At 65.7% G+C, this 21,610-nt stretch carries 19 protein-coding genes, 1 tRNA gene, 1 pseudogene and 2 riboswitches; of the genes and pseudogenes, 6 read left to right on the plus strand and 15 right to left on the minus strand.

What is annotated here, in order from left to right; genetic code table 11:
- Window positions 1-13: 13 nt before the first annotated feature.
- The 5 genes from U4Y91_RS23695 to flhD form a co-directional block, all read right to left on the minus strand.
- Window positions 14-391, minus strand: a complete 378-nt coding sequence (locus tag U4Y91_RS23695; RefSeq protein WP_321807118.1) for a response regulator — start codon at window positions 389-391, stop codon at window positions 14-16.
- Window positions 392-498: 107 nt separating this feature from the next.
- Window positions 499-1,518, minus strand: coding sequence for a flagellar motor protein MotB (motB, locus tag U4Y91_RS23700; RefSeq protein WP_321807119.1), 1,020 nt, complete (start codon window positions 1,516-1,518; stop codon window positions 499-501).
- Window positions 1,519-1,531: 13 nt separating this feature from the next.
- The gene (gene motA / locus U4Y91_RS23705) at window positions 1,532-2,392 is read right to left on the minus strand and encodes a flagellar motor stator protein MotA (RefSeq protein WP_044849177.1); all 861 of its coding nucleotides are present in this window, start codon (window positions 2,390-2,392) and stop codon (window positions 1,532-1,534) included.
- A gap of 181 nt (window positions 2,393-2,573) precedes the next feature.
- Complete coding sequence (gene flhC / locus U4Y91_RS23710) at window positions 2,574-3,128, minus strand: flagellar transcriptional regulator FlhC (protein ID WP_321807120.1); 555 nt, start codon at window positions 3,126-3,128, stop codon at window positions 2,574-2,576.
- A gap of 93 nt (window positions 3,129-3,221) precedes the next feature.
- Window positions 3,222-3,542 (minus strand): flagellar transcriptional regulator FlhD, encoded by a 321-nt coding sequence (gene flhD, locus U4Y91_RS23715; protein ID WP_321807121.1) that lies wholly within the window; start codon window positions 3,540-3,542, stop codon window positions 3,222-3,224.
- 664 nt (window positions 3,543-4,206) lie between these two features.
- Here flhD and U4Y91_RS23720 point away from each other — a divergent pair.
- Complete coding sequence (locus tag U4Y91_RS23720) at window positions 4,207-5,271, plus strand: glycosyltransferase family 4 protein (protein WP_044849179.1); 1,065 nt, start codon at window positions 4,207-4,209, stop codon at window positions 5,269-5,271.
- Between the two features lie 107 nt (window positions 5,272-5,378).
- On the opposite strand, the gene U4Y91_RS23725 is transcribed toward U4Y91_RS23720, so the two are convergent.
- Window positions 5,379-5,675 (minus strand): H-NS histone family protein, encoded by a 297-nt coding sequence (locus tag U4Y91_RS23725; protein WP_006489320.1) that lies wholly within the window; start codon window positions 5,673-5,675, stop codon window positions 5,379-5,381.
- 299 nt (window positions 5,676-5,974) lie between these two features.
- Between U4Y91_RS23725 and aqpZ the strand changes: the two genes are divergently transcribed.
- Window positions 5,975-6,715 (plus strand): aquaporin Z, encoded by a 741-nt coding sequence (gene aqpZ / locus U4Y91_RS23730; protein WP_321807122.1) that lies wholly within the window; start codon window positions 5,975-5,977, stop codon window positions 6,713-6,715.
- Window positions 6,716-6,820: 105 nt separating this feature from the next.
- Here the strand turns inward: aqpZ and U4Y91_RS23735 are convergent, their stop codons facing one another.
- Together U4Y91_RS23735 and U4Y91_RS23740 are read right to left on the minus strand one after the other, a co-directional pair.
- Complete coding sequence (locus U4Y91_RS23735; RefSeq protein ID WP_321807123.1) at window positions 6,821-7,654, minus strand: Cof-type HAD-IIB family hydrolase; 834 nt, start codon at window positions 7,652-7,654, stop codon at window positions 6,821-6,823.
- A 375-nt stretch (window positions 7,655-8,029) separates the two neighbouring features.
- On the minus strand, window positions 8,030-8,911 hold the full coding sequence (locus U4Y91_RS23740) for a BadF/BadG/BcrA/BcrD ATPase family protein (protein WP_321807124.1): 882 nt from the start codon (window positions 8,909-8,911) through the stop codon (window positions 8,030-8,032).
- A 141-nt stretch (window positions 8,912-9,052) separates the two neighbouring features.
- On the opposite strand from U4Y91_RS23740, the gene U4Y91_RS23745 reads away from it, so the two are divergent.
- Window positions 9,053-9,658, plus strand: coding sequence for a DNA-3-methyladenine glycosylase I (locus tag U4Y91_RS23745; RefSeq protein ID WP_321807125.1), 606 nt, complete (start codon window positions 9,053-9,055; stop codon window positions 9,656-9,658).
- 291 nt (window positions 9,659-9,949) lie between these two features.
- Here U4Y91_RS23745 and rpsU read toward each other — a convergent pair whose 3' ends face one another.
- The 6 genes and pseudogenes from rpsU to U4Y91_RS23770 form a co-directional block, all read right to left on the minus strand.
- Window positions 9,950-10,162, minus strand: a complete 213-nt coding sequence (rpsU, locus tag U4Y91_RS23750) for a 30S ribosomal protein S21 (RefSeq protein WP_006401410.1) — start codon at window positions 10,160-10,162, stop codon at window positions 9,950-9,952.
- Between the two features lie 438 nt (window positions 10,163-10,600).
- The gene (locus U4Y91_RS23755; RefSeq protein ID WP_321807126.1) at window positions 10,601-10,900 is read right to left on the minus strand and encodes a flagellar protein FliT; all 300 of its coding nucleotides are present in this window, start codon (window positions 10,898-10,900) and stop codon (window positions 10,601-10,603) included.
- A gap of 20 nt (window positions 10,901-10,920) precedes the next feature.
- Window positions 10,921-12,357 carry a flagellar filament capping protein FliD gene (fliD, locus tag U4Y91_RS23760; protein WP_415750488.1) on the minus strand — a complete coding sequence of 479 codons (1,437 nt, stop codon included), beginning with the start codon at window positions 12,355-12,357 and terminating at the stop codon, window positions 10,921-10,923.
- 111 nt (window positions 12,358-12,468) lie between these two features.
- Window positions 12,469-12,813, minus strand: a pseudogene (locus tag U4Y91_RS36780) (flagellar cap protein FliD N-terminal domain-containing protein); the annotation flags it as partial.
- Between the two features lie 158 nt (window positions 12,814-12,971).
- Window positions 12,972-14,519, minus strand: a complete 1,548-nt coding sequence (locus tag U4Y91_RS23765) for a flagellin (RefSeq protein ID WP_321807128.1) — start codon at window positions 14,517-14,519, stop codon at window positions 12,972-12,974.
- 1,078 nt (window positions 14,520-15,597) lie between these two features.
- A tRNA-Arg gene (locus tag U4Y91_RS23770) sits at window positions 15,598-15,673 on the minus strand.
- Between the two features lie 262 nt (window positions 15,674-15,935).
- Between U4Y91_RS23770 and U4Y91_RS23775 the strand changes: the two genes are divergently transcribed.
- Window positions 15,936-16,835 carry a c-type cytochrome gene (locus U4Y91_RS23775; RefSeq protein WP_321807129.1) on the plus strand — a complete coding sequence of 300 codons (900 nt, stop codon included), beginning with the start codon at window positions 15,936-15,938 and terminating at the stop codon, window positions 16,833-16,835.
- A gap of 97 nt (window positions 16,836-16,932) precedes the next feature.
- Here U4Y91_RS23775 and U4Y91_RS23780 read toward each other — a convergent pair whose 3' ends face one another.
- Window positions 16,933-19,020 (minus strand): UvrD-helicase domain-containing protein, encoded by a 2,088-nt coding sequence (locus tag U4Y91_RS23780; protein ID WP_321807130.1) that lies wholly within the window; start codon window positions 19,018-19,020, stop codon window positions 16,933-16,935.
- Window positions 19,021-19,514: 494 nt separating this feature from the next.
- On the opposite strand from U4Y91_RS23780, the gene U4Y91_RS23785 reads away from it, so the two are divergent.
- Both U4Y91_RS23785 and U4Y91_RS23790 read left to right on the plus strand, forming a co-directional pair.
- Window positions 19,515-20,573 (plus strand): oxidoreductase, encoded by a 1,059-nt coding sequence (locus tag U4Y91_RS23785; protein WP_321807131.1) that lies wholly within the window; start codon window positions 19,515-19,517, stop codon window positions 20,571-20,573.
- Between the two features lie 211 nt (window positions 20,574-20,784).
- The gene (locus U4Y91_RS23790; RefSeq protein WP_044848372.1) at window positions 20,785-21,153 is read left to right on the plus strand and encodes a hypothetical protein; all 369 of its coding nucleotides are present in this window, start codon (window positions 20,785-20,787) and stop codon (window positions 21,151-21,153) included.
- Between the two features lie 121 nt (window positions 21,154-21,274).
- Window positions 21,275-21,379: riboswitch (glycine riboswitch) on the plus strand.
- A gap of 31 nt (window positions 21,380-21,410) precedes the next feature.
- Window positions 21,411-21,544: riboswitch (glycine riboswitch) on the plus strand.
- Window positions 21,545-21,610: the final 66 nt, after the last annotated feature.

Below are 21,610 nucleotides of genomic sequence, written 5' to 3' on the forward strand. Positions count from 1 at the left end.
CGTCGCGTTCATGTCAGGAGGCGGTCTGCTCGGACAGCGTCGCGACCAGGTCGACCAGCACGGCCGGGTCGATCGGCTTTTCGATCCAGCCGGTCGCGCCCGCGTCGCGCGCGGCGTCCTTGAACGCATCGCTGCCTTCGGTCGTCAGCACGAGGATCGGCGTGTCCGCATACGCGGTCAGCTTGCGCAGCGCGGCGATCACCTCGAGGCCGTTCCTGCGCGGCATGTTCTGGTCGGTCAGCACCAGGTCGTACGGCACGGTGGCCGCCATGTCGAAGCCGGCTTCGCCGTCCGGCGCCACCGTCACGTCGTAGCCGGCCTGCGCAAGCGTCGCCTGCAGCAGCGCACGCATGGTCGCCGAGTCGTCGATGGCGAGAATGGTTCGGATCATGTCGGGCTCCGCAGGACCGCTCCAAGGTGGCTGACCGCCCCCTCGGCGGGCAGCGAACGAAGTGAGCGTGAGGGTTGTTTCATACGCGTCTCGAAATCTTGGAAACGTCAGGGTTTCGGCACCACGGCGACGGCGCTCGCGAGCACCGGTCGCGCGGCCGGCGCCGGGCCGTCGAGCTGCTGGGCCAGCTGCTTCGAGCCCGCGGCGTCGGCCGACAGCGTCGTGGTCGTCGTGTCGTCGCGCATCAGCGCGTCTTCGGATTTGCGGTTCAGCACGATCACGCTGATCCGGCGGTTTTCCGGATCGAGCGGATCGGCCTTGTTCAGGTTCTGCGTCGACGCGAGGCCGAGCACGCGCAGCACCTTCGACTCGTCCATGCCGCCCGCGATCAGCTCGCGGCGCGACGCGTTCGCGCGGTCGGCCGACAGTTCCCAGTTGCTGTAGCCGCCCTCGCCGCCCGCGTACGGCACCGCGTCGGTGTGGCCCTGGACGATGATCCGGTTCGGCACGTCGTTCAGCGTCTTGCCGATCTCGCGCAGGATGTCGCGCATGTACGGCTCGACGTGGTCGCTCGACATCGCGAACATCGGCCGCTTCTGCGAATCGACGATCTCGATGCGCAGCCCCATCAGCGTCGAATCGATGCGGATCTGCTGCTTGAACTGGCGCAGCGTCGGATTCGCCTCGATCGCCGCCATCAGCTTGATCTGCAGGTCGTGCAGGCGCGCCTGCTCGAGCCGGTCCTGTGCGCCCTGCGCCTGCGAGCGCGTCCTGTCGTCGCCGGCCTTCGCGACGCGATCGGCGAGCGACGTCGTGCCGTCGGTACGGCGCAGCGAGCCGGCATCGAGGCTCGACAGGTCGCGGCCGCCGCCGTTGATGATGCTCGAGTCCTGCGAGCTGCGATCGCCGCTGCCGAACAGCGCGGCCTTCAGCGGCGTGTTGAAGTACTCGGCGATCCCCTTCAGCTGCACCGGTGTGACCGAGCTCAGCAGCCACATCAGCAGGAAGAACGCCATCATCGCGGTCATGAAGTCCGCATACGCGAGCTTCCAGGCGCCGCCGTGGTGGCCCTTCTTCTGCGGGGCCACCCGTTTGACGACGATCGCGCGATCCTTGCTCTTGCTCATCGAATGCTCCGCGTCACTTCGCCTTCACGCGGCGCACATGCTCTTCGAGCTCGGTAAACGACGGCCGCTCGGTCGAGAACAGCACCTTGCGGCCGAACTCGACCGCGATCGCCGGCGCATAGCCGTTCAGGCTCGCGAGGATCGTCACCTTGATGCACTGGAACATCTTGGTCGACTCGGCGACGCGCTGCTCCGCGAGGCTCGCGAGCGGCCCGATCAGCCCGTACGACAGCAGGATCCCGAGGAACGTGCCGACCAGCGCCTGCGCGATCATCGCGCCGAGCACCGCGGGCGGCTTGTCGGCCGACGCCATCGTATGCACGACACCCATCACCGCCGCGACGATCCCGAACGCCGGCATTGCGTCGCCGACGCGCATCAGCGCGTGCGCGGGGCCTTCGCCTTCCGCGTGGTGCGTCTCGATTTCCTCGTCCATCAGGCTCTCGATCTCGAACGCGTTCATGTTGCCGCCCACCATCAGGCGCAGGTAGTCGGTCAGGAATTCAACGATGTGGCGATCCGCGAGGATCTTCGGGTATTGCGTGAAGATCGGGCTCTTGTCCGGATCGTCGATGTCGGCCTCGAGCGTCAGCGTGCCTTCCTTGCGGGCTTTCGCGAGCAGCACGTACAGGAGCGCCATCAGTTCCATATAGACGTCCTTGGTGTACTTCGAGCCCTTGAAGAGCGTCGGCAGCACGCGCAGCGTCGCCTTGATGGTCTTCATGCCGTTGCCGAGGATGAACGCGCCGACGCCCGCGCCGGTGATCATCAGGATCTCGAGCGGCTGGACCAATGCGCCCAGATGCCCGCCAGCCAGCGCGTAACCGCCGAAGACGGACAACAGCGTCACGAGTGTTCCCACGATAATCAGCACTGCCTGTCCCTCACGAATGACCGGCGGGGAGACCGCCGTTAATCAGGTTTACGGCAGTCGGCAGAAAAACTTTGGCGGCCGCGCCGCGACCGCGCGGCGGTGTTTACCAGCAGGCCCGGGCCGGTTCGCGCGGCGCGCGTGCGGCTCCCGCCCGGCCCCGCCCGGCCCCGCCCGGCGGCGTTCAGGCCGCGGCGGCGGCCAGCCCGGCGCGTGCGGCGGCCGCCTTGCGGGTCTTGCCCGCGCGCGACGGCGGCTGGCACAGGCCGCACACGAAACCTTGATGCGGATCATGCGCATGCGCGACGAAATGGCCGCCGCAGCGCGTGCACGGCGTCATCTGCAGCATCCCCGAGTCGAAGAAGCGCACCAGCGTCCACGCGCGCGTGAGACTCAGCGCGGCCTCGTCGCCGGACAGGTTCACGTGCTCCAGATAGAGCCGGTACGCTTTCACGATCGACTGGATCGGCTCGCAGCGGCCGTGGTCCTGCATGAACCGGTAGATGTTGTAGAACAGCGACGAGTGGATGTTCGGCTGCCACGTCATGAACCAGTCGGTCGAGAACGGCAGCATCCCCTTCGGCGGCGACGCGCCTTTCAGTTCCTTGTACAGCTTGATCAGGCGGTCACGCGACAGGCTCGTCTCCGCCTCCAGCAGTTGCAGCCGGGCGCCCAGTTCGATCAGTTCGATGGCGAGGGTGATTTCCTTCACCTCGATCACGACGCTTTTGCTTGCCATGGTGAATAACCGTCCGCTGACATTGTTCGGATGAATGGCCAATACGCCGCCCGCCGGCGCGACACGCCGGGACGAACGCAAGGCGGGGAAGGATCAGCGGATGCTTTCGACCGGCTGGCCGGCCATCAGGATGGCCGAGTGCGCGTGCGTGACGACATCGCTGCGCCCCTTGTCGGCGAGCGACGACAGCAACGCGTGATCGTCGAAGCGGAAACGGCACAGTATCTGGTTCGACGCGGCGAGCTTCACGGTCTGGGCGAGCGTGAGGTTCGCGAGCACGTCGGCCAGTTCCTGGGAAACTCCCATGCGGAACATGCCCATCGCCTTGTCTTCCCGCAGCAGGCGCTGCGCGAGGAGGAGGTACGACAGGTTGACCTCTTTGATCTCACTGAGCATTTCGCTGGTGGCGCTCATGATTCCCCCGTTAAGAGCTTTTGCTTTGGCCTTTCATTGTGAAAACGTTTGCTCGATCGGGCGCCTGCTGACGCGCTGCCGGCACGTTTATAGTCTTACAGGCGAATTCTGGCCAAACGGCATTTATGTCGGTATCAGCGAAGTGGCGCACGCCACGCAGGAATTGTCTGTAAACCGTGTAGGAATTTTTCCGACAAGGCGAATTGAAAGGGAACGAACGGCGGGGGCGAATGGGGCGCGAATGCGTCGGCGATGTGGTCCCGTATGGGACGAATCCGGCTGAAGACCGTCCGGCAAGGCTGCCGGAGGTTGAATCGGTAAAAATTATAGTGGTTTTTCATGATAGCGCAACAATAGTTGTGGCTATCTCGTTTTATGTTTTCGCACCCTTTTTATCGGGGTTTTCGCGTATTTCATGGTGTAACAAGCCTTAAGTGTTTGAAAAAACACTCGAACCCCTGAAGCCGATATCGATAATGGACTCCAATGGGCGGCGGCGGGAGCCGCGCCGGCCCGCCCCGCAGCTTGCCGCCCGGCGTCCCGCGCACCCCGCCACGGACCCGACCACGTACCGCAGACAGCGTGCGTCGGCGAGTTCCGCAACCCTGCATCGGACCAGCATGCGCGCTCGAGCGCTTCCGCTGGTCGACACCGGAGAACGCCCATGCGTATTGCCCAGATCGCGCCGCTTTACGAAGCTGTCCCGCCGAAACTCTATGGCGGCACCGAGCGTGTCGTGTCCTACCTCACCGAGGCGCTCGTCGAGCTCGGGCACGACGTGACGCTGTTCGCGAGCGGCGACTCCGTCACGTCCGCCCGTCTCGAGGCGGCATGGCCGCGCGCACTGCGGCTCGACCCGTCGATCCGCGACTCGATGGCGCCCCATATGCGCCTGATCGAGCAGGTCGCCCGTGTCGCGCACGAATTCGACGTGCTGCACTTCCACCTCGACTACCTGCCGTTCCCGCTGATGTCGCGCCTCGACACGCCGTACGTGACGACGCTGCACGGCCGCCTCGACCTGCCGGAGCTGCAGCCGGTGTTCGACGCCTTCCCGGACGCGCCGGTCGTGTCGATCTCGAACAACCAGCGCAAGCCGCTGCCGCAGGCCGCCTGGGCCGGCACCGTGTATCACGGGCTGCCCGACACGCTGCTCACGCCGCAACCGGACGTGAAGCCCGAATATCTCGCGTTCCTCGGCCGGATCTGCCCCGAAAAACGGGTCGACACCGCGATCCGGATCGCCGCGCAAAGCGGGCTGCCGCTGAAGATCGCCGCGAAGGTCGACAAGGCCGACGCCGACTACTTCAAGGAAGTGATCGAGCCGCTGCTCGGCGAGGCGCATGTCGAATTCATCGGCGAGATCAACGAGGCGCAGAAGCCGGCGTTCCTGTCCGGCGCCAAGGCGCTGCTGTTCCCGATCGACTGGCCGGAACCGTTCGGCCTGGTGATGATCGAGGCGATGGCCTGCGGCACGCCGGTCGTCGCGTTCAACCGCGGCTCGGTGCCGGAGGTGATCGAGGACGGCGTGACCGGCTTCATCGTCGAGGACGTGCAGGGCGCGGTCGGTGCGCTGCACCGGATCGACAGCCTGTCGCGCGACGCGATCCGCGCGCGCTTCGATACGCGTTTCAGCTCGAAAGCGATGGCGCGGCGTTATGTCGAAACTTACGAATCGCTTTGCGCGACGGCAAAGCGGCCGACCTTGCGTCGCGTCGCGAGCGCCTGACGCCGAAATTCGTCAGAAATATTCGGTAAAATTCGCGCCGAAATCGGCGCGTAAAACCCAAAGGCGCCAAAGAGCCGCAGTCGATGCGGCTCTTTCTTTTTGCGCGCTCATTCGATCAGGAAACGATCGCGGTTTTTCCCGACGATCCAATTCGGCGGCTTGCCGCGCCCGCTCCAGGTTGCACCCGACTTCGGGTCGCGGTATTTCGGGGGCAGCGGTGCCTTTTTCGGCGGACGGCCGCGCCGCGCTCGCTCCGCGAAGCCCAGATCCTGGGCCGTCAGGCCATATTCGGCAATCATTCGCTGGACGTCGGCGATCACCGCCGCCACTTCCTGGCGACGCACGTCATCCGCCTGGGCCTGCAGATCGGCGATCTGCGCCTTGAGTTTCGCGTATTGAGACATTTTTCGACTCCCTTTTTCCATGATGCGGCGCCGGCAGCTCCGGCCGGAACGCCAACACCCGTTACGTCATCCGCACTGCCGCACTGCCCTTCAAAATTAATGCTGTCATCTTTAACCGAATCGGCTATATCGAGAATGCGGACTTATTCTAATAAAAGCCATTCGTCAGCCATTCAAATTTAACAATCGTTGACCCTCACCCAGCCGATTCATTTCCTATAATCCAGACCAATTCGGGGTGACGGAATAAATCATCCGGTCATCCGTTTGTCTTCAACCCACTTCAACGGGATCCTTACATGAATCTTTCTCAGCGTCTGGCTGCAGAGGTATTCGGCACGTTCTGGCTGGTGCTCGGCGGGTGCGGAAGCGCCGTGCTGGCCGCCGCCTTTCCGGGCCTCGGCATCGGCTTCGCCGGCGTCGCACTCGCATTCGGCCTGACCGTGCTGACGATGGCATTCGCGATTGGCCATATTTCGGGTTGCCACCTGAATCCGGCTGTCAGCGTGGGCCTGACGGTCGCCGGCCGCTTCCCGGCACGCGATCTCGCGCCGTATATCGTTGCGCAGGTCGTCGGCGCGACGCTCGGTGCGTTCGTGCTGTACCTGATCGCGACCGGCAAGCCGGGCTTCGACGTCGTCGGCAGCGGCTTTGCGACGAACGGCTTCGGCGAACGCTCGCCCGGCCACTACTCGCTCGGCGCGGCGTTCATCTGCGAAGTCGTGATGACGGGCTTCTTCCTGTTCGTGATTCTCGGCGCCACCGACAAGCGCGCGCCGGCCGGCTTCGCGCCGATCGCGATCGGCCTGTGCCTGACGTTGATCCACCTGATCTCGATCCCGGTCACCAACACGTCGGTGAACCCGGCCCGCTCGACCGGCCCTGCGCTGTTCGTGGGCGGCGAGGCGATCGGCCAGCTGTGGCTGTTCTGGGTCGCGCCGATCATCGGCGCGGCAATTGCGGGGATCATCTACCCGCTGATCGCGGGGCGCGACGACGCTGTCAGCCTCGTGCCCGCATCCGCTCGCACTAGCGAATAAAACACTACGGGGTCACGCGAGCAGAGCAGCGAGCCTCACGCTGTCGAACAACATCGAGGCAGGTAATTTGAACGGGCGCCGCTGGCGCCCGTTTTTCATGGCCGCTCAGGAAGCGGCGACGCCGTTGAGCGTACCTTCGAGCGCGAACAGCGTGCGCAGGTGGCGGGCCACGCCCGCATCGAAGTTGTTGCCGATCCGCGGGATGTGCGGCAGGTGTGCGATCAGGTCGGGGTTCGCGTTGTTCATCATGAACGCGTGGCCGGCCGTTTCGAGCAGGTCGATGTCGTTCATGTTGTCGCCGAACGCGATGCAGTGGCCGGCGTCGACGCCGAGTCGCGCGAGCACCGTACGCAGCGCGCGGCCCTTCGACACGTTGGCGGTCATCACTTCGAGACAGTCGGGCAGCGAGTACGTGACGTACAGCGCATCGCCGAACTGCACGCGCATCTGCTCCGCGACCACCGCCAGATCGGCCGGCTCGCCGATGTACAGCACCTTCGCGATGTCGGCGCCGTCGTGCGCGGCCATGTCGATCACGTCGTACCGGAAGCCCGAATCCTGGTGGAATTCGAGCAGGTGCGGCGCTTCGCGGTCGATCAGCCAGCCGCGGTCGGTGAACAGGTTGACGATCACGCGCCCGTGCGTGCCGGTCACGCCCGGCTGCACGAGGCCGCGGACGATCGCGGGATCGATGTCCTGCGCATGGATCGCCGTGTCGTCCGGCGCATGCACGCGCGCGCCGTTCGACGTGATCAGGTACGGCCGGATGCCGAGCACGTCGCGGATGCCGGCGACGTCCGCATAGTGACGCCCCGTCGCGATCACGAACTGCAGGCCGTCGCGGTCGAGCCGGCGGACGGTCTCGATCGTGTACGAATCGAGCTGGTGGTCGCTGTTCAGCAGGGTGCCGTCGAGATCGGTGGCGATGACTTTGTACATGGGGATGGGGGAGTGGCGCGCAGGACGCTGCGGAGCCGCCATTTTAACGTCGTGCCCGGGGGCGCGCCGGGTGGTTGGGAAATGGGGGGCGGGTTCAGGGCGTTCGGCCTTCGGCGCGGCGCTGGTTCGGTCGGGGCAGGCTGTTCGCTCTGTTCGCTCGATCCGCTCGATCCGCTCGGTCCGCTCGGTCCGCTCGGTCCGCTCGGTCCGCTCGGTCCGCTCGGTCCGCTCGGTCCGCTCGGTCCGCTCAGCCTGCTCAGCCTGCTCAGCCTGCTCGGTCCGGTTTGTCTGCTCAACCGGCTTGCCCGTCGCTTTACCCGATCGGCCCGCCCGGCCTGCTCGGCCCACTCACCGCACGCCGCCCACGTGACTCTCTCACCCCGCTTCAGCCGCACTCAACACCTGCAGCGCGAGCCGCAACGCGCCGTGCGCGGAATCGTCGAGCGGCGCGCGCAGCCGCGCCGCATGGCGTGCCGGCACGGCCGGTGCCAGCGCGTCGGCCAGCCCGCCGCACAGCGCGACCGGCAGCGCCTGCTGCGGATCGAGCGCGTCGATCATCTTGCCGATCTCGTCGCCGGCCTGCGCGATCAGTGCCGCCGCATAAGGATGGTCGCTGTGCGCGAACACAATCGGCGCGAGGCGCGCATAGATCGTCTGGTTCGCATCGCACGACCACTGGACGAGCGCGTCGCGATCGTGTGCGCCCGTTTCCGCGAGCAGCGCGCCGGCAAACGCGTCGCGCGGCACGCGGCCGTCGAGCGCCTGCTGCGCGTACGCGAGCGCGCGCATGCCGAGCCACGCACCGCTCGCCTCGTCGCCGGACGGAAAGCCGAAGCCGCCCGCGATGCGGCAGTCGCACGCCGCGTCGAGCGCCGCCGCGATGCTGCCCGTACCGAGCGCGACGATGAGCCCCGGCGCACCGCCGTGCGCGCCGACGACGGTCGTATAAGCGTCACTCTCGATCGCCAGTGCGTCGAGCGGCGCCTGCGCGCGGAACGCGGCGAGCCACGCGGCATTGTTGACACCCGCAAGCCCGCAGCCGAGCGCGCACTGCGACCACTCGAACGCGAGCCCCGCCCGCGTGAATGCGTCGGCACAGGCCGCGCCGATCGATGCCCACGCGCGCTCGATGCCGAGGCCGAGCCCCGACGGGCCGCCGCGCCCCTGCGCGAGTTCGCGCCCGTGCCGGTCGGCGAGTACCGCGCGGGTGCCCGTGCCGCCGCCGTCGATGCCGATCGCAAAAAGGAATGCCGTCATGCGTTGATCCTACTGATTCGAACAGGCGCCAAGCTTAACCGGATCGGCGCCGCGCGCCCATCTGCCGTTCGGCCAGCTATACCGTGAATGGGCCTTCCGCTATGCTGGCACGATCGAATCGACACTGGAACGAGGCTGGCGATGTCGCAGCGGTGCAACTGGGTAAAGACGGAAGCGGATGCTCACTATCACGATACCGAGTGGGGCGTGCCGTCGCATGACGATCGCCATCTGTTCGAAATGCTGATTCTGGAAGGCGCGCAGGCGGGGCTGTCGTGGTCGACGATCCTGAACAAGCGCGCCGGCTATCGCGAGGCGTTCGCCGACTTCGATGTCGACGCGGTCGCGCGCTTCACGCCGAAGCGCATCGAGAAGCTGCTCGAGAACCCCGGCATCGTGCGCAACCGTGCGAAGGTGGAATCCACGGTAACCAATGCACGGGCCGTGCAGCGCATTCGCGAGGATCACGGATCGCTCGCGCAATTCCTGTGGTCGTTCGTCGACCACACGCCGGTGCAAAACACGTGGCAGTCGTATCGTGACGCGCCCGCGTCGACTGCCCAGTCGGATGCGCTCAGCAAGGCGCTGAAGGAGTACGGCTGCAAGTTCGTCGGCTCGACGATCTGCTATGCGCTGATGCAGGCAACCGGGATGGTCAACGACCACGAGACCAGTTGCCCGTGTCACGCCCAATGCGCGGCGCTCGGCGGCAAGCAGCAGCCGGCACGGCGCCGCAAGGCGGGCTGACGGCGACGAAGCCCAGGGGCTGGTCGGCTTGCCGCACCGGCACGTCAGCACGCGCCGCCAGATGATCCGCGCAAGGCGAGCCCGAACGCGGCGCCGATTTTCAGGTGAACACGTCGGCGGCCTTACCCGTTGGCCGCCGGTGGAACCGCCGTGCCGCCGTGCCGCCATCCGGCAGTCGATCGGCCACTTTTCCGCCACGATCTGCAACGTTTTCCGGCCCCGAAAAGCAAAACGGCGGAGCGGCTTCTTTCGAAGCACGCTCCGCCGTTTCGCGGCGAACCGTAGACGCTCTTAGTGGAGCTTCTTCGGCAGCATCTGGCTGCGCAGGCGCTTGTGCAGGCGCTTGACGGCTGCCGCCTTCTTGCGCTTGCGGACTGCGGTCGGCTTTTCGTAGGACTGGCGTTCGCGCAGTTCAGCGATCAGGCCATTTTTTTCGATAGCACGGCGAAAGCGGCGAATCGCCACTTCGAACGGCTCGTTTTCTTTCAGAAGAATCGTCGTCATGTCGTTCCTAAATTGCTTAAACGGTCAAAAACGTAGCGGCCAAGCGCCACGCACCGGCCATCCGGGCGTCCCCACAACAGGCGAAACGAGCGGAAATACGGCCTCGGAGGCCGGAAAAGAGAGGCACAAAGCACCGCGGGTACGCTTCACAAGCCGCGTGCAGCGCCGCGTTTGACTGCCAGCAGGAATGCCGTAACGGCATAGGCGTGACAGAAAATCTCAATTCAGCCCGCCATCATATCAGGGAATCACAGACAAAACCATCCTTTTGTCGATTGTCGTGTGCGACGACCGGGTGGTTGCGCCGGGCGGGGATTTGCCCCTCGTTTTCACAGGGCATCGACTCCATCGGCAGGCGTCGACACAAAAATCGGGCCGAATGCCGACGAAGCCTCAAGTATGTTTTTTTGTCGCGGTGACGTTGCGACACCACCCACGTCAGATCTGCGCGACCTGCTGATACTGGCTCGCCGAGCTGACGCGGCCCAATGCTTCCTGGTATTCAGCTGACAACTCGGTCCGGGCGATCTGCGCGCTCGCGAACACCGCCTCGTCAGCTGCCTGAATCTTGCGAAGCGCTTCCAGTACCACCGGATCCTGCGTCAGCGTCACCATCGCGAACAGCGGTGAGCGTGCCTCGGCGAGGCGCGCAGCCTCGGGCCAGTCGGCCATTGCGGCCGCATGTTCGATCTCGCGGGTGAGCGACGTCAGGCGTTCGATCAGCGTGGCTTGGTCCATATCGGATTTCCCCGGGCTCATCAGCCCTTGTTGGCGGACAACGCGCCCTGACTGTTGGTGCCGCCGAACAGCTGCGTCAGGTATTGCGAGTTGTTGTTCATCGTCGACATCAGCCTGTTGAGCGCGGTGAACTGCGCCTGATACTGGCTGGTGAGCTGCGCCTGATAGGCCGACAGCGCGGTCTGCTGTCTCGAGATGTTGGTCAGGTCGCTGTTGAGCGCGTTCGTGCGCGTCTGGATCGGGCCGCTGCTTGCGAGGTAGCCCGTGATGTCGCTGTTCAGCTGTTCCGCGATGCCGTTTGTCGAGTTGAAGAGCTTGGCGACGGTTGCCTGGTTGCTCTGCAGCGCACTGTTGAGCGTCGTGCTGTCGACAGACAGCGTGCCGTCGGCTTGAAGCGAGATACCGATCGCCCCGAGGCTTGACGTCGTGCCGCCGCTCTTGACGCCGCTGGCGACGACCGACGCGAGCGTGTTCTGAATCAGGTTGAGCGTCGAGTCGCCGAGCAGCGGACCTTGCGTCTTCGAGCCCGAACTGAAGGACGTCAGCGTGCCCATCGTCGTGACGAGCGTGTTGTACAGGCTGACGAAGTTATTGATCGCCGTGGCCTGCGAGGTGGTGTCCTGAGCAATCGTCAGCGTCTGGGGCGAGGCGCTGGTGGTACCGGCCGCCGGGTCCACGGAGGCAGCCGACAGGTTCAGTGTGACGCCCGACAGGGCTGACGTGACAGTGTTGGCCGCGCTTGTGACGGCGGTCCCGTCAATCGTGAACTGGGCGTCCTGCCCCGCGTTGCTCTGCGACCACGCAATGCTGCCGGCTGAGCTGATCGTCGACGTGCTGGTCGTGGACGAAACGGACAGACTCGAGAGCGCCCCTGTGGCCGTCACGTTGATCGTGTTGTTCGCGCCCGGATTCGTGGCGGTCAGCACGAGGTGGTCGCCGCTCGCATCACTCTTCACGCTGGCGGTCAGGCCGGGATTGCTGCTCGACGCATTGATCGCGCTTGCGATGGTGTTCAGCGTGTCGCTTGCGGTGACATTGAGCGTCATCGACGAGCGGCCCACCGCAATCGTCATGGCGCCGGTGCCGGGGTTGCTACCCGACGCGAATGCGCCGGAGGTGATCGACTGCGCGGAGCCGAGCTGACCTGCCGTGGTCTGCGTCCACGTGCTGCCCGTCGAGCTGATTTTGGATACATCGGAGCCGGGCGTCGAGGTGACGCCGAGGCTCGACAGGCCCTTGTCGTTCGCAAGGCCCGTGATCGCGACGTTGATCGTGCTGGCCGCGCCCGTCGAAGTCGAGCGCAGCACGAGGTGCGAACCGTCGGTACCGTTGACGATGGTGGCGGTCACACCGGGGTTGCCGCTCGCCGAGTTGATCGCCGCTGCGATGCCGCTCAGCGTATTGTTCGACGAGTTGATGTCGAGCGAGGTCGACTGCCCGCCGACCGATATCGTCATCGTGCCGGTGCCGAGCGCTTGCGTGGCACTGAAGGCGCCTGACGAGAGCGTCTGCGAGGTAGCAATCTGAGACACGCCGATGGAATACACCCCGGCCACCGCGCCGCTACCTGCGGTGGCGGTGATGCCGTTGCCGCTGGCAGTTGCCTTGAACGCATTAAGCGTGGTGCCGTTCGAAAGCGACGTAAGCCCGGCCTGCAGTGCCGACAAGGCGGCGGAAAGCGTGCCGTACGCCGAGATCGTCGTATTGTCCGCGGTCTGTTGGGCAGTCAATGCGGCGGCTTGGCCTGCGACTTTCGAGTTGACGAGTGCGGAGACGAGCGAGCTCACGTCCATCGACGAATTGCCGGTCGAGCCGCTGATGATCGACTGTGCAGCCTGCTGAAGGGCAGCATTGGTTGCGGCGGTCGTCGTCGCGGTGGTGCTGGCGGCCGATGATCCGGATACGGTGGACATGGACAGGCTCCTGGTTTGGGCAGCGCCGGCGGAAACCGGTCCGCGCTGAATCTGGCTGAAATGCCGATCGGGAGGCAAGCCTCCCGATCGGTTTGCGTTCCACGCGCCGGATAAGGCCTATGACGCGTGGAACGCGAACTGCGCGAAGCTTGGCTGGATTAGCCCAGGAGCTTCAGCACTTGCTGCGGCAGCGAGTTCGCTTGCGCGAGCACCGAGATGCCAGCTTGCTGCAGCACCTGCGCCTTGCTCAGGTTCGCCGTTTCCTGCGCGAAGTTGGCGTCCTGGATTTGCGATTGTGCAGTCGACAGGTCGGTCGATTGGGCTTGCTGAGTCGTGGAGATCGCGGTAAAGCGGTTCTGTGCAGCCCCCAGGTTTGCCTGAAGGTTGTTCACGGTCGTCAGTGCGTTATCGATCGACTCGATTGCCTGGTTTGCACCATTGGCCGTGCTGATGTCGACATCGGCAACCGTGCCCGGCGCGTTGTTCGCGTTGATGTTCGCAGTCGTGTTGGTCACGCTCGTGAAGTTTGCCGGAACCGCATAGGCAGTCCCCACGTTCAACGCGCCAGCAGCCTTGATTTGCAGCGAATCACCAAAACCGGCATTCGGCGACTCGGTGAACAACGTACCGATACCCGTTGCGTCGCCGGTCGTGTGCTGGTTGGCTGCGACCGTGATGTCTGCGTTGTTCTCACCGAAGCGGAAGCCCCCAGCGCCATCCGCATAAACCTGGATAGAGGTAACCGCCGCCGTGCCCGAGCCAGTGTATGCCGAACCGTCCTCGTTGAGGCTCAAGCCGGTCAGTTCACCCAGCTTCGCATTTGCGGCGGGGAGCGACGCCGTTGCAGTCGACGAGCTAGTGGCGCTGATTGCACCAACCGATGCCTGCGCGCCGGCAAGGCTCGCTGCCTGCGAAGTTGCCGCGGTAGTCGCAGCAAGTGCGCCTTGCGGCGTCAGCGTCAGTGCCGACGGGGCGGTCGCGCTACCCGTGGTCGCGGCGCCAAACAGCGCTGCGGCAGCACCGGCAGTCAGTGCCGCGTTGTTCTGATCGGTAAACGTGAAGCCGCCGTTACCATCGGAAAGCACGTTGATCGACGTAATCGCTGCCGTACCGGTTCCAACATACGCGCTGCCATTGCTGTTGATGCTGAGGCCCGTGTACGTGCCGAGCGTGGCGCCGGATTGCACCACGCCGCCGCCGAGTTGCGCGGCAGACATGCTCTTCGTCAGGTTGAGGCTGACAGTCTGCCCAACGTTTGCGCCGACCTGGAACGACACAGTACCCGCAGACCCATCCAGTACATTCTTGCCGTTGTACTGCGTTTGCGATGCAATTCGGTTCACTTCCGCGATTTGCTGCGACACTTCCTGCTGCAGCGCTGCCCGGTTGTCTGCGCTCAGGCCGCCATTCGACGCCTGCACGGCCAGCGTGCGAATACGTTGCAGGCTCGACGTGATCTGGCTCAGGCCGCTCGTGGCCGTTTGGACCATCGATACGCCGTCATTGGCGTTCGACACGCCTTGGTTCAGGCCGTTGATCTGCGTCTGCATGCCGGTTGCGATTGCCAGGCCTGCTGCGTCGTCCGCTGCGCTGTTGATGCGCTTGCCCGACGACAGGCGGGTGATCGCTTGCGACAGCGCGCTTTGCGAGCCGGTGAGGTTTTGCTGCGCGACCAGCGAGTTGATGTTGCTGTTGATTCCGAGCATCGAGATTCTCCTATTAGGGCAATCAGCCCGTTTACATGCCACGTTAAGCGTGGCGTCAGCGGACAATGCAGCTGCCTGTTTGCCGCCCGCCTTGTAAGGGGTAACGGTCCAGGGCAGCAAAACTTTAGAGAATGCTCAGCCAGATTCGACGATTCGTATTACTTTGGCCCTTTTATTTCCAAACGATCATATAGATCGACGATTTGCCTAAAGTCTTCCACGCAGACTGCCGATAACAGCAACTTGAGGCGAGCAGCAGCAACCGCCCCGACCAGTTGGGCGCGGCTCGCAACCGACTCGAGGTTGACCAGCCAAAGCTCCGCAAAGCGCTACGTTGCATGGAAGTTCGAACCCCACTGCCGAATGCTTCCTCAGTTCCGAACACAGGAACCTGCGACAGCAGATACGCTTCGGGCACGCCCGAAACGGGGCGCAAGGACATGCTGCCATGCAACGCTGGCGAGGGAGGCGGAGCCGCAAGACGCCCGTAACCAGGTCGCGCAAGGGCGCGATAGCAGCTCGAGCGCCACTGCGGTGTTGACACCAGTGATCGTCAGGTCAGCATCACGCGCAATCGCGCGTCGTCGATGGTCGCTTGCATAGGTGCCCGTTCCATCGCACGCAGATCTTCGCCGAGGCGGTCAGTTCGCGCTGTGGCCGCTCGACACCCAGTCGTTCATCCAGCGGCGGTGGTTGAACGCCGAGCCGCGCCCGCACCCTCTTGCCAACCAGATCGGTGGCGGGACACCGCTCGACCTGATGCGCGGCCAGAATCGCGTGAATCTCGTGCTTCAGTCGAGTGTTGCCGCGCCGGCCGTGAACGGCGCGAGATTTGCCGGCGCAACGCCGGCGTGCACTCGTCCGGCATCCCTACGTCCGGCAGAAAGCCGCTTCCCGCCATCTCTGCTCCAGGCATCGCATAGTTCTCGTTGCGTCTGGACTCAACACCGCCCGGCTTCCGCCAAATGGCGCACAGAGCGCGGCTCCTGGCTGCGCTCGAAATGAAAAAAGGCCCTTGGCATTCGCCTCAGGGCCTTGATCTTTCCAGGTATTATCGACCTGGCATCACTTCGAATTTTGGCGCGCCCGGCTGGGATCGAACCAGCAACCCCTGCCTTCGGAGGGCAGTACTCTATCCATTGAGCTACGGGCGCATATGACAGTGACGACAGTGAAACGACCCCAATAAACCGGCCGCCCACCATTGGCAAGACGGCAAGGATACCCGGTTTCCCAAGACGCGTCCACCTTGCCCGCCGAAACCCCGTCAGGCCTCCAATTCGTGCGGGTAAACACGCGCCTTCGCGCCGCTCGCCGTGATGTAAACGTTCCGTCTATAATCGTCCGTGCTTCATTGGACTGCCATTTTGCCGTTGCACCGCGCTCACAATTCCTAATCACGGAGACGAGGCAAGCATGAGCGAAGCACCCCACGAATCTCCCGTCAAAACACCCGGGCAGCTGATTGCCGTCGTCATCGCCTCATTCGCGATTCCGATCGCCCTGATCGTCCTGTTTGCCACTTATGCCAACCATGCGTTCCGTTCGGGCGCGGGCACGGATGCGCTATCCGACGAACAGGTCGCCGCGCGGATCGCACCGCTCGCGAAAGTCGACATGAAGGACGCCAATGCGCCCCGCACGTACAAGACCGGCGAGGAAGTCTACAAGGCCGTGTGCGTAACCTGTCACGGCACGGGCGCCGCCGGCGCGCCGAAGTTCGGCAACAAGGACGACTGGGCACCGCGCATCTCGCAGGGCTTCGACACGCTGCTGAAAACGGCGCTGTCGGGCAAGGGCGCGATGCCGCCGCGCGGCGGCACGAGCCCCGACGACGTCAGCGACTATGAAATCGCGCGTGCGATCGTCTACATGGCGAACAACGACGGCGCGAACTTCCCCGAACCGGCTGCCCCGGCCGCCAATGCGGCACCGGCGGCGAGCGGCGCGGCGGGTGCGGCAGGCGCTTCGGGCGCCGATGCATCGAACGCGCAGGCCGCCGCTGCAATGGCCGCGATCGCCGCGATTCCGAAGGCCGGCGAAAAGCCCGCGGCCGCGCCGACCAGCGCCGACGCAGCCTCCGCCGGCAAGGCGCTGTACACGCAAGTGTGCCAGGCGTGTCACGCGGCCGGCGTGCTCGGCGCGCCGAAGTTCGGCAGCAAGGAAGACTGGGCGCCGCGCCTGAAGGAATCGATGGATACCGTCTACAACTACGCGCTGCACGGCAAGGGCGCGATGCCGCCGAAGGGCGGGTCGAGCGCGTCCGACACCGACGTGAAGGCGGCCGTCGACTACATGGTCAACGCGTCGAAGTAACGCCCGCCGGCCAGAAAAAACCCCCGCGGCGCACACGCATCGCGGGGGTTTCGTTTATCCGGATCGCCCGGGCGTCCGTGCGCCGAAGCGCGCCGCCTCACTTCTGCAACAGCGCCTTCAGGCTCGCGAGCCGGTCCTTCGGCGTCATCGGCGCTTCCTCCGGGGTCGGCGGCGGCGCTTCGTCGAGCCCCATCTCGGGAATGAAGCGCGACGGCTCGCACACGACCGTCTCGCGCGCCCGCTTGCGCTTCTTGCACCAGTTCAGGTGCAGGCTGCGCTGCGCGCGCGTGATCGCAACGTACATCAGCCGGCGCTCCTCCTCGATCCGCTCGCTGTCGATCGGGCCATCGTCCTCGCTGCCGCCGCGGTGCGGCATGATGCCCTCCTCGACGCCGACCAGGAACACGTGCGGATACTCGAGCCCCTTCGACGCATGGACCGTCGACAGCCGCACGGCGTCCGGATCCTCGTCCTTGCCTTCGAGCATCGACATCAGCGCGACGGTCTGGATCAGGCCGAGCAGGTTCTTGCCGGTGTCCGCAAGCCCGTCCGCGTTGTGGAAGCCTTCGGCCTCGCCGTCGACGGCTTCCGTCTCGGGCTTGGTGCCCTTGCGCTTCAGCCATTCGAGGAATTCGAGCACGTTCTGCCACTTCGACTGCGCCTGCCGCTCGTCGAACGCGTCGTACAGGTAGGCCTCGTAGTGAATGGCCTCCATCATGTCGTCGAGCACGACGGTCGCGGGCTCCTTGTCCGCGCGATCGGTCAGGCGCTGGATGAAGTCGCAGAACATCCTGAGCGGCTCGACCTGCCGCGCGGACAGCCGCGCCTCGATCCCGCCCATGTACACGGCCTCGAACAGCGACACCTTCGCCTGGCCCGCGAACGAGCCGAGCGCCTCGAGCGTCGTGTTGCCGATCCCGCGGCGCGGCGTCGTGACCGCGCGGATGAACGCGGGATCGTCGTCGGCGTTCGCGATCAGGCGCAGGTACGCGCACAGATCCTTGATCTCGGCCTTGTCGAAGAACGACTGGCCGCCCGACAGCACGTACGGGATCCGCTCGCGCCGCAGCACCTGCTCGAAGATCCGCGCCTGGAAGTTGCCGCGGTACAGGATCGCGTAGTCGCGGAACTGCGCGCGCCGCTCGAACTTGTGCGCGGACAGCCGGAACACGACCGATTCGGCCTCATGCTCCTCGTCGTTGCACGGCGTGACGGTGATCGAGTCGCCCATCCCGTGCTCGGACCACAGCTTCTTCTCGAACAGCTTCGGGTTGTTCGCGATCACGTTATTCGCGGCGGTGAGAATTCGCACCGTCGACCGGTAGTTCTGCTCGAGCTTGACGAGGTGCAGCTTCGGGAAATCCTTGCCGAGCTGCGCGAGGTTCTCGAGCGTCGCGCCGCGCCAGCCGTAGATCGCCTGGTCATCGTCGCCCACCGCCGTGAACGCGGCGCGCGGGCCGGCGAGCAGCTTCAGCAGCTCGTACTGGCACGCGTTGGTGTCCTGGTATTCGTCGATCAGCAGGTAGCGCAGCTTGTTCTGCCAGCGGTCGCGCACCTGTTCGTTCTTCGCGAACAGCTCGGCCGGCAGGCGGATCAGGTCGTCGAAGTCGACCGCCTGGTACGCATGCAGCGTCGCGACGTAGTTGCGGTAGACCAGCGCCGCCTGGTGCTCGTCCTCGTTGGCCGCGATCGTCATCGCCTCCTCGGGCATGATCAGGCCGTTCTTCCACAGCGAGATGGTGCTCTGGATCTTGCGGATCAGGCCCTTGTCGGTGGTGCCGATCTGCTCCTGGATCATCCCGAAGCAGTCGTCCGAATCCATGATCGAGAACTGTGGCTTCAGGCCGACGTGCTCGGCCTCCTGGCGCAGGATCTGCACGCCGAGCGAGTGGAACGTACACACGGTGAGCTGGTTGACGGGCACCTTGCGGCCTTCCTTGCCGGGCGTGGTGAGCGTCTTGCCCTCCAGCAGCTTCGACACGCGCTCGCGCATTTCGGCGGCGGCCTTGTTCGTGAACGTGACGGCCGCGATGTGGCGCGGCTCGAAGCCTTTCGCTTCGATCAGGTGCGCGATCTTCTGCGTGATCACGCGGGTCTTGCCGCTGCCCGCGCCGGCGAGCACGAGGCAGGGACCGTCGAGGTAGCGCACCGCTTCGTTCTGAGCGGGGTTGAGGCCTGCGGACATGATGGCGGATGATGTTGCGGTTGACGGCGAACGCCGGGAGGATGCCGCGCGCGACAGGCCTGGAATGCAGGCGGACACGCGGGGCAGGACGCGCATGTTAACACGTCGGCGGCGCGCTTTTCGGGAGCGCCGCCGGACGGGGCCGCGCCGGCAGGCCGTCGTTTTCGTCTCCCTGTTCGGCGCTTGATCCGGCCCTCGCCTCCTTGTCCTGACGGCCAATCCGGCTCCATCCACGGCCCGATCGGTCACAATGGGCGGCCGTCGCGATGGCAAGCGCGCGGCCCGAGCCCCGCGGCGCCGGCCGCGCGGCCTGCCGAGTGCAGCGCCAGCCCGTCCCGCGCCAAATGCCGGCTGCGGCCGCGCATGCGCCGCATCGTGCCGCGCGTTTTGCCGAACGCGCCGGTGCAGGCCGCCGTGCCATGCCAAAATAGCCGGTCGTCCGCGCGCCTTCGCGGGGCGCCGTCCTTTCGTTTCGTACGCAGCCAAGGATTGCCATGTCGTCATTGCTCAGGATTGGTTTGATGGGTTTCGGTTTCGCCGGCGCGACGTTCCACGCGCCCGTGATCGCCACGAGCGGCCGCACCGAGGTCGCCGCGATCGCGACGGGGCAGCCCGATCGCGCGCGCGCCGCCTGTCCGGGCGCCCGCATCGTCCCCGATCTCGACACGCTGCTCGGCCTCGACGACATCGACTGCGTGGTGATCGCCACGCCGAACGACACGCACTTCACGCTCGCGCGCCAGGTGCTCCAGGCCGGCCGCCACGTCGTCGTCGACAAGCCCGTCACGCTCACGGCCGACGAAGCGCTCGCGCTCGCGCGGCTCGCGAACGCGCGCAGCCGACTGTTCGCGCCGTTCCACAACCGCCGCTGGGACGGCGACTTCCTCACCGTGCGCCGCATCGTCGAATCCGGCGAACTCGGCCGGCTCACCTATTTCGCGTCGCACTTCGACCGCTTCCGGCCGACGCCGCGCACGCGCTGGCGCGAGGAGCCCGCACGCGGCGGCGGCCTGCTGCTCGATCTCGGCCCGCACCTGATCGACCAGGCGCTCGCGCTGTTCGGGCTGCCGGAAACAGTCAGCGCCACGGTCAAGACACGCCGCGACAACGGCACGGCGCCCGATTTCGTGCACCTGCTGCTCGGCTATCCGGACAAGGACGTCGCGCTGCATGCGAGCGCGCTGTCGGCGATCGAGCCCGCGCGCTTCACGCTGCACGGCACGCGCGGCAGCTACCAGAAGTTCGGGCTCGACACGCAGGAAGACCAGTTGAAGGCCGGCCTCACGCCGGATCACGTCGAGTTCGGCGGCGGCAACCCGCCCGGCGTGCTGCGCGTGCTCGACGGCGAGGTCGAGGTCGAGGTCGAGCGGCCGGTGCCGACGCTCGACGGGCAGTACGCGGAGTTCTATCGCGCGCTCGCCGCGTCGGTCCACGACGGCGCGCCGTTCCCGGTCACGCCGCAGGACGCCGTCGACGTGATGACGATCATCGAGCTCGCCGCGCAGAGCGAGCACGAAGGCCGCCGGGTACCGTTCGTGCGTCGCACCGTCTGACGGCCGCCGGCCGGGTCGGTGCCGACCCGGCCAGCGCGGCCATCCCGCGCCGCGCCGCCCCCGGCTCCGGCCACCCGCCAGCCGCCAGCCGCCACGGCGGCTCGCCCCCGAACATTCCGTTACAAATGGTGCGGGAACGAAAGTCAGCGGTAGTCTGGTCTGACGCGTTTCTCAAAAAGTCGATCCGACACCAAACCGTCAGGAGAATGTGATGCAACGGTTGATTCGCGCAGCGGCATGCTGCGTCCTGGTTTCCTCGCTCGCGGCCTGTGTCGTGCAGCCGCAGCGGCCGGCCCGACAGGCGCCCCCGCCCCCGCCGCGGCCGAATCCGCAGGTCGTCGCGAACGATCGCCTGCAGGAGGTCCAGGGCCGGATCGACAACCTGCACCGCCGCATCGACGCGCGCGTGAACGGCGGCTACTACCCGCCGCCGTACGGCGCGCAGCTGCACCACCGCCTCGACGTGATCCGCCAGGAAGCGAACGACATGTCGGGTCAGCATAACGGCGGCCTGTCCGGCGACGAGCAGCGCGTGCTGAACCAGGAACTCGACACGGCCGCGCGCGCGATCGGCGAGTAATCCCGGCCATGCCGGCGCCCGCCGGTGCCGGCAGAAGCGGCGGCGCCGCACGCCGCCGCTTGTCGCGAAGCGACATTCTTTTGCTCAAATTGACAATGCCCACCCGCTCGCGTACAGTCGCCCGCACGCGTCGGGAGAGCGTGTGACCGCGTAGCTAGCAACGCCGGTCGCGCCGCCGAAGGGGCACACCCGCAAACTCTCAGGCAAAAGGACCGACCGCGTCGGGGAATCCCGTCCGCGCATTGCGCGGGCCGCACTCCCCGCACTCTGGAGAGCGGCAGTAGCCCGCAGCGCATTGGCTGCGCGGGCAGGCTGCCCACCGAAGGGGCGCGCGTTCGCCGGCTTGTGGCCGCGGCGCAATCTCTCAGGTATCGAGGACAGAGGGGCATGTACCGGATCGCTTCGCAGGCCCCAAGGCCGCGACGGTTGGCACATGGCCGTTCTGACCCGCGCGCAA

It is taken from the genome of Burkholderia sp. BCC1993, from assembly GCF_905339865.1.
Classification (GTDB): Bacteria; Pseudomonadota; Gammaproteobacteria; order Burkholderiales; family Burkholderiaceae; genus Burkholderia.

Bases quoted from the DNA above. Each gene is read 5' to 3' on its own strand.
- U4Y91_RS23695 (WP_321807118.1), bottom strand. From the start codon at position 391: ATGATCCGAACCATTCTCGCCATCGACGACTCGGCGACCATGCGTGCG.
- motB (WP_321807119.1), bottom strand. From the start codon at position 1,518: ATGAGCAAGAGCAAGGATCGCGCGATCGTCGTCAAACGGGTGGCCCCG.
- flhC (WP_321807120.1), bottom strand. From the start codon at position 3,128: ATGGCAAGCAAAAGCGTCGTGATCGAGGTGAAGGAAATCACCCTCGCC.
- flhD (WP_321807121.1), bottom strand. From the start codon at position 3,542: ATGAGCGCCACCAGCGAAATGCTCAGTGAGATCAAAGAGGTCAACCTG.
- U4Y91_RS23720 (WP_044849179.1), top strand. From the start codon at position 4,207: ATGCGTATTGCCCAGATCGCGCCGCTTTACGAAGCTGTCCCGCCGAAA.
- U4Y91_RS23725 (WP_006489320.1), bottom strand. From the start codon at position 5,675: ATGTCTCAATACGCGAAACTCAAGGCGCAGATCGCCGATCTGCAGGCC.
- aqpZ (WP_321807122.1), top strand. From the start codon at position 5,975: ATGAATCTTTCTCAGCGTCTGGCTGCAGAGGTATTCGGCACGTTCTGG.
- U4Y91_RS23735 (WP_321807123.1), bottom strand. From the start codon at position 7,654: ATGTACAAAGTCATCGCCACCGATCTCGACGGCACCCTGCTGAACAGC.
- U4Y91_RS23740 (WP_321807124.1), bottom strand. From the start codon at position 8,911: ATGACGGCATTCCTTTTTGCGATCGGCATCGACGGCGGCGGCACGGGC.
- U4Y91_RS23745 (WP_321807125.1), top strand. From the start codon at position 9,053: ATGTCGCAGCGGTGCAACTGGGTAAAGACGGAAGCGGATGCTCACTAT.
- rpsU (WP_006401410.1), bottom strand. From the start codon at position 10,162: ATGACGACGATTCTTCTGAAAGAAAACGAGCCGTTCGAAGTGGCGATT.
- U4Y91_RS23755 (WP_321807126.1), bottom strand. From the start codon at position 10,900: ATGGACCAAGCCACGCTGATCGAACGCCTGACGTCGCTCACCCGCGAG.
- fliD (WP_415750488.1), bottom strand. From the start codon at position 12,357: ATGACGATATCGGTCGGCGGGCAGTCGACCTCGCTCGACATCAACTCG.
- U4Y91_RS23765 (WP_321807128.1), bottom strand. From the start codon at position 14,519: ATGCTCGGAATCAACAGCAACATCAACTCGCTGGTCGCGCAGCAAAAC.
- U4Y91_RS23775 (WP_321807129.1), top strand. From the start codon at position 15,936: ATGAGCGAAGCACCCCACGAATCTCCCGTCAAAACACCCGGGCAGCTG.
- U4Y91_RS23780 (WP_321807130.1), bottom strand. From the start codon at position 19,020: ATGTCCGCAGGCCTCAACCCCGCTCAGAACGAAGCGGTGCGCTACCTC.
- U4Y91_RS23785 (WP_321807131.1), top strand. From the start codon at position 19,515: ATGTCGTCATTGCTCAGGATTGGTTTGATGGGTTTCGGTTTCGCCGGC.
- U4Y91_RS23790 (WP_044848372.1), top strand. From the start codon at position 20,785: ATGCAACGGTTGATTCGCGCAGCGGCATGCTGCGTCCTGGTTTCCTCG.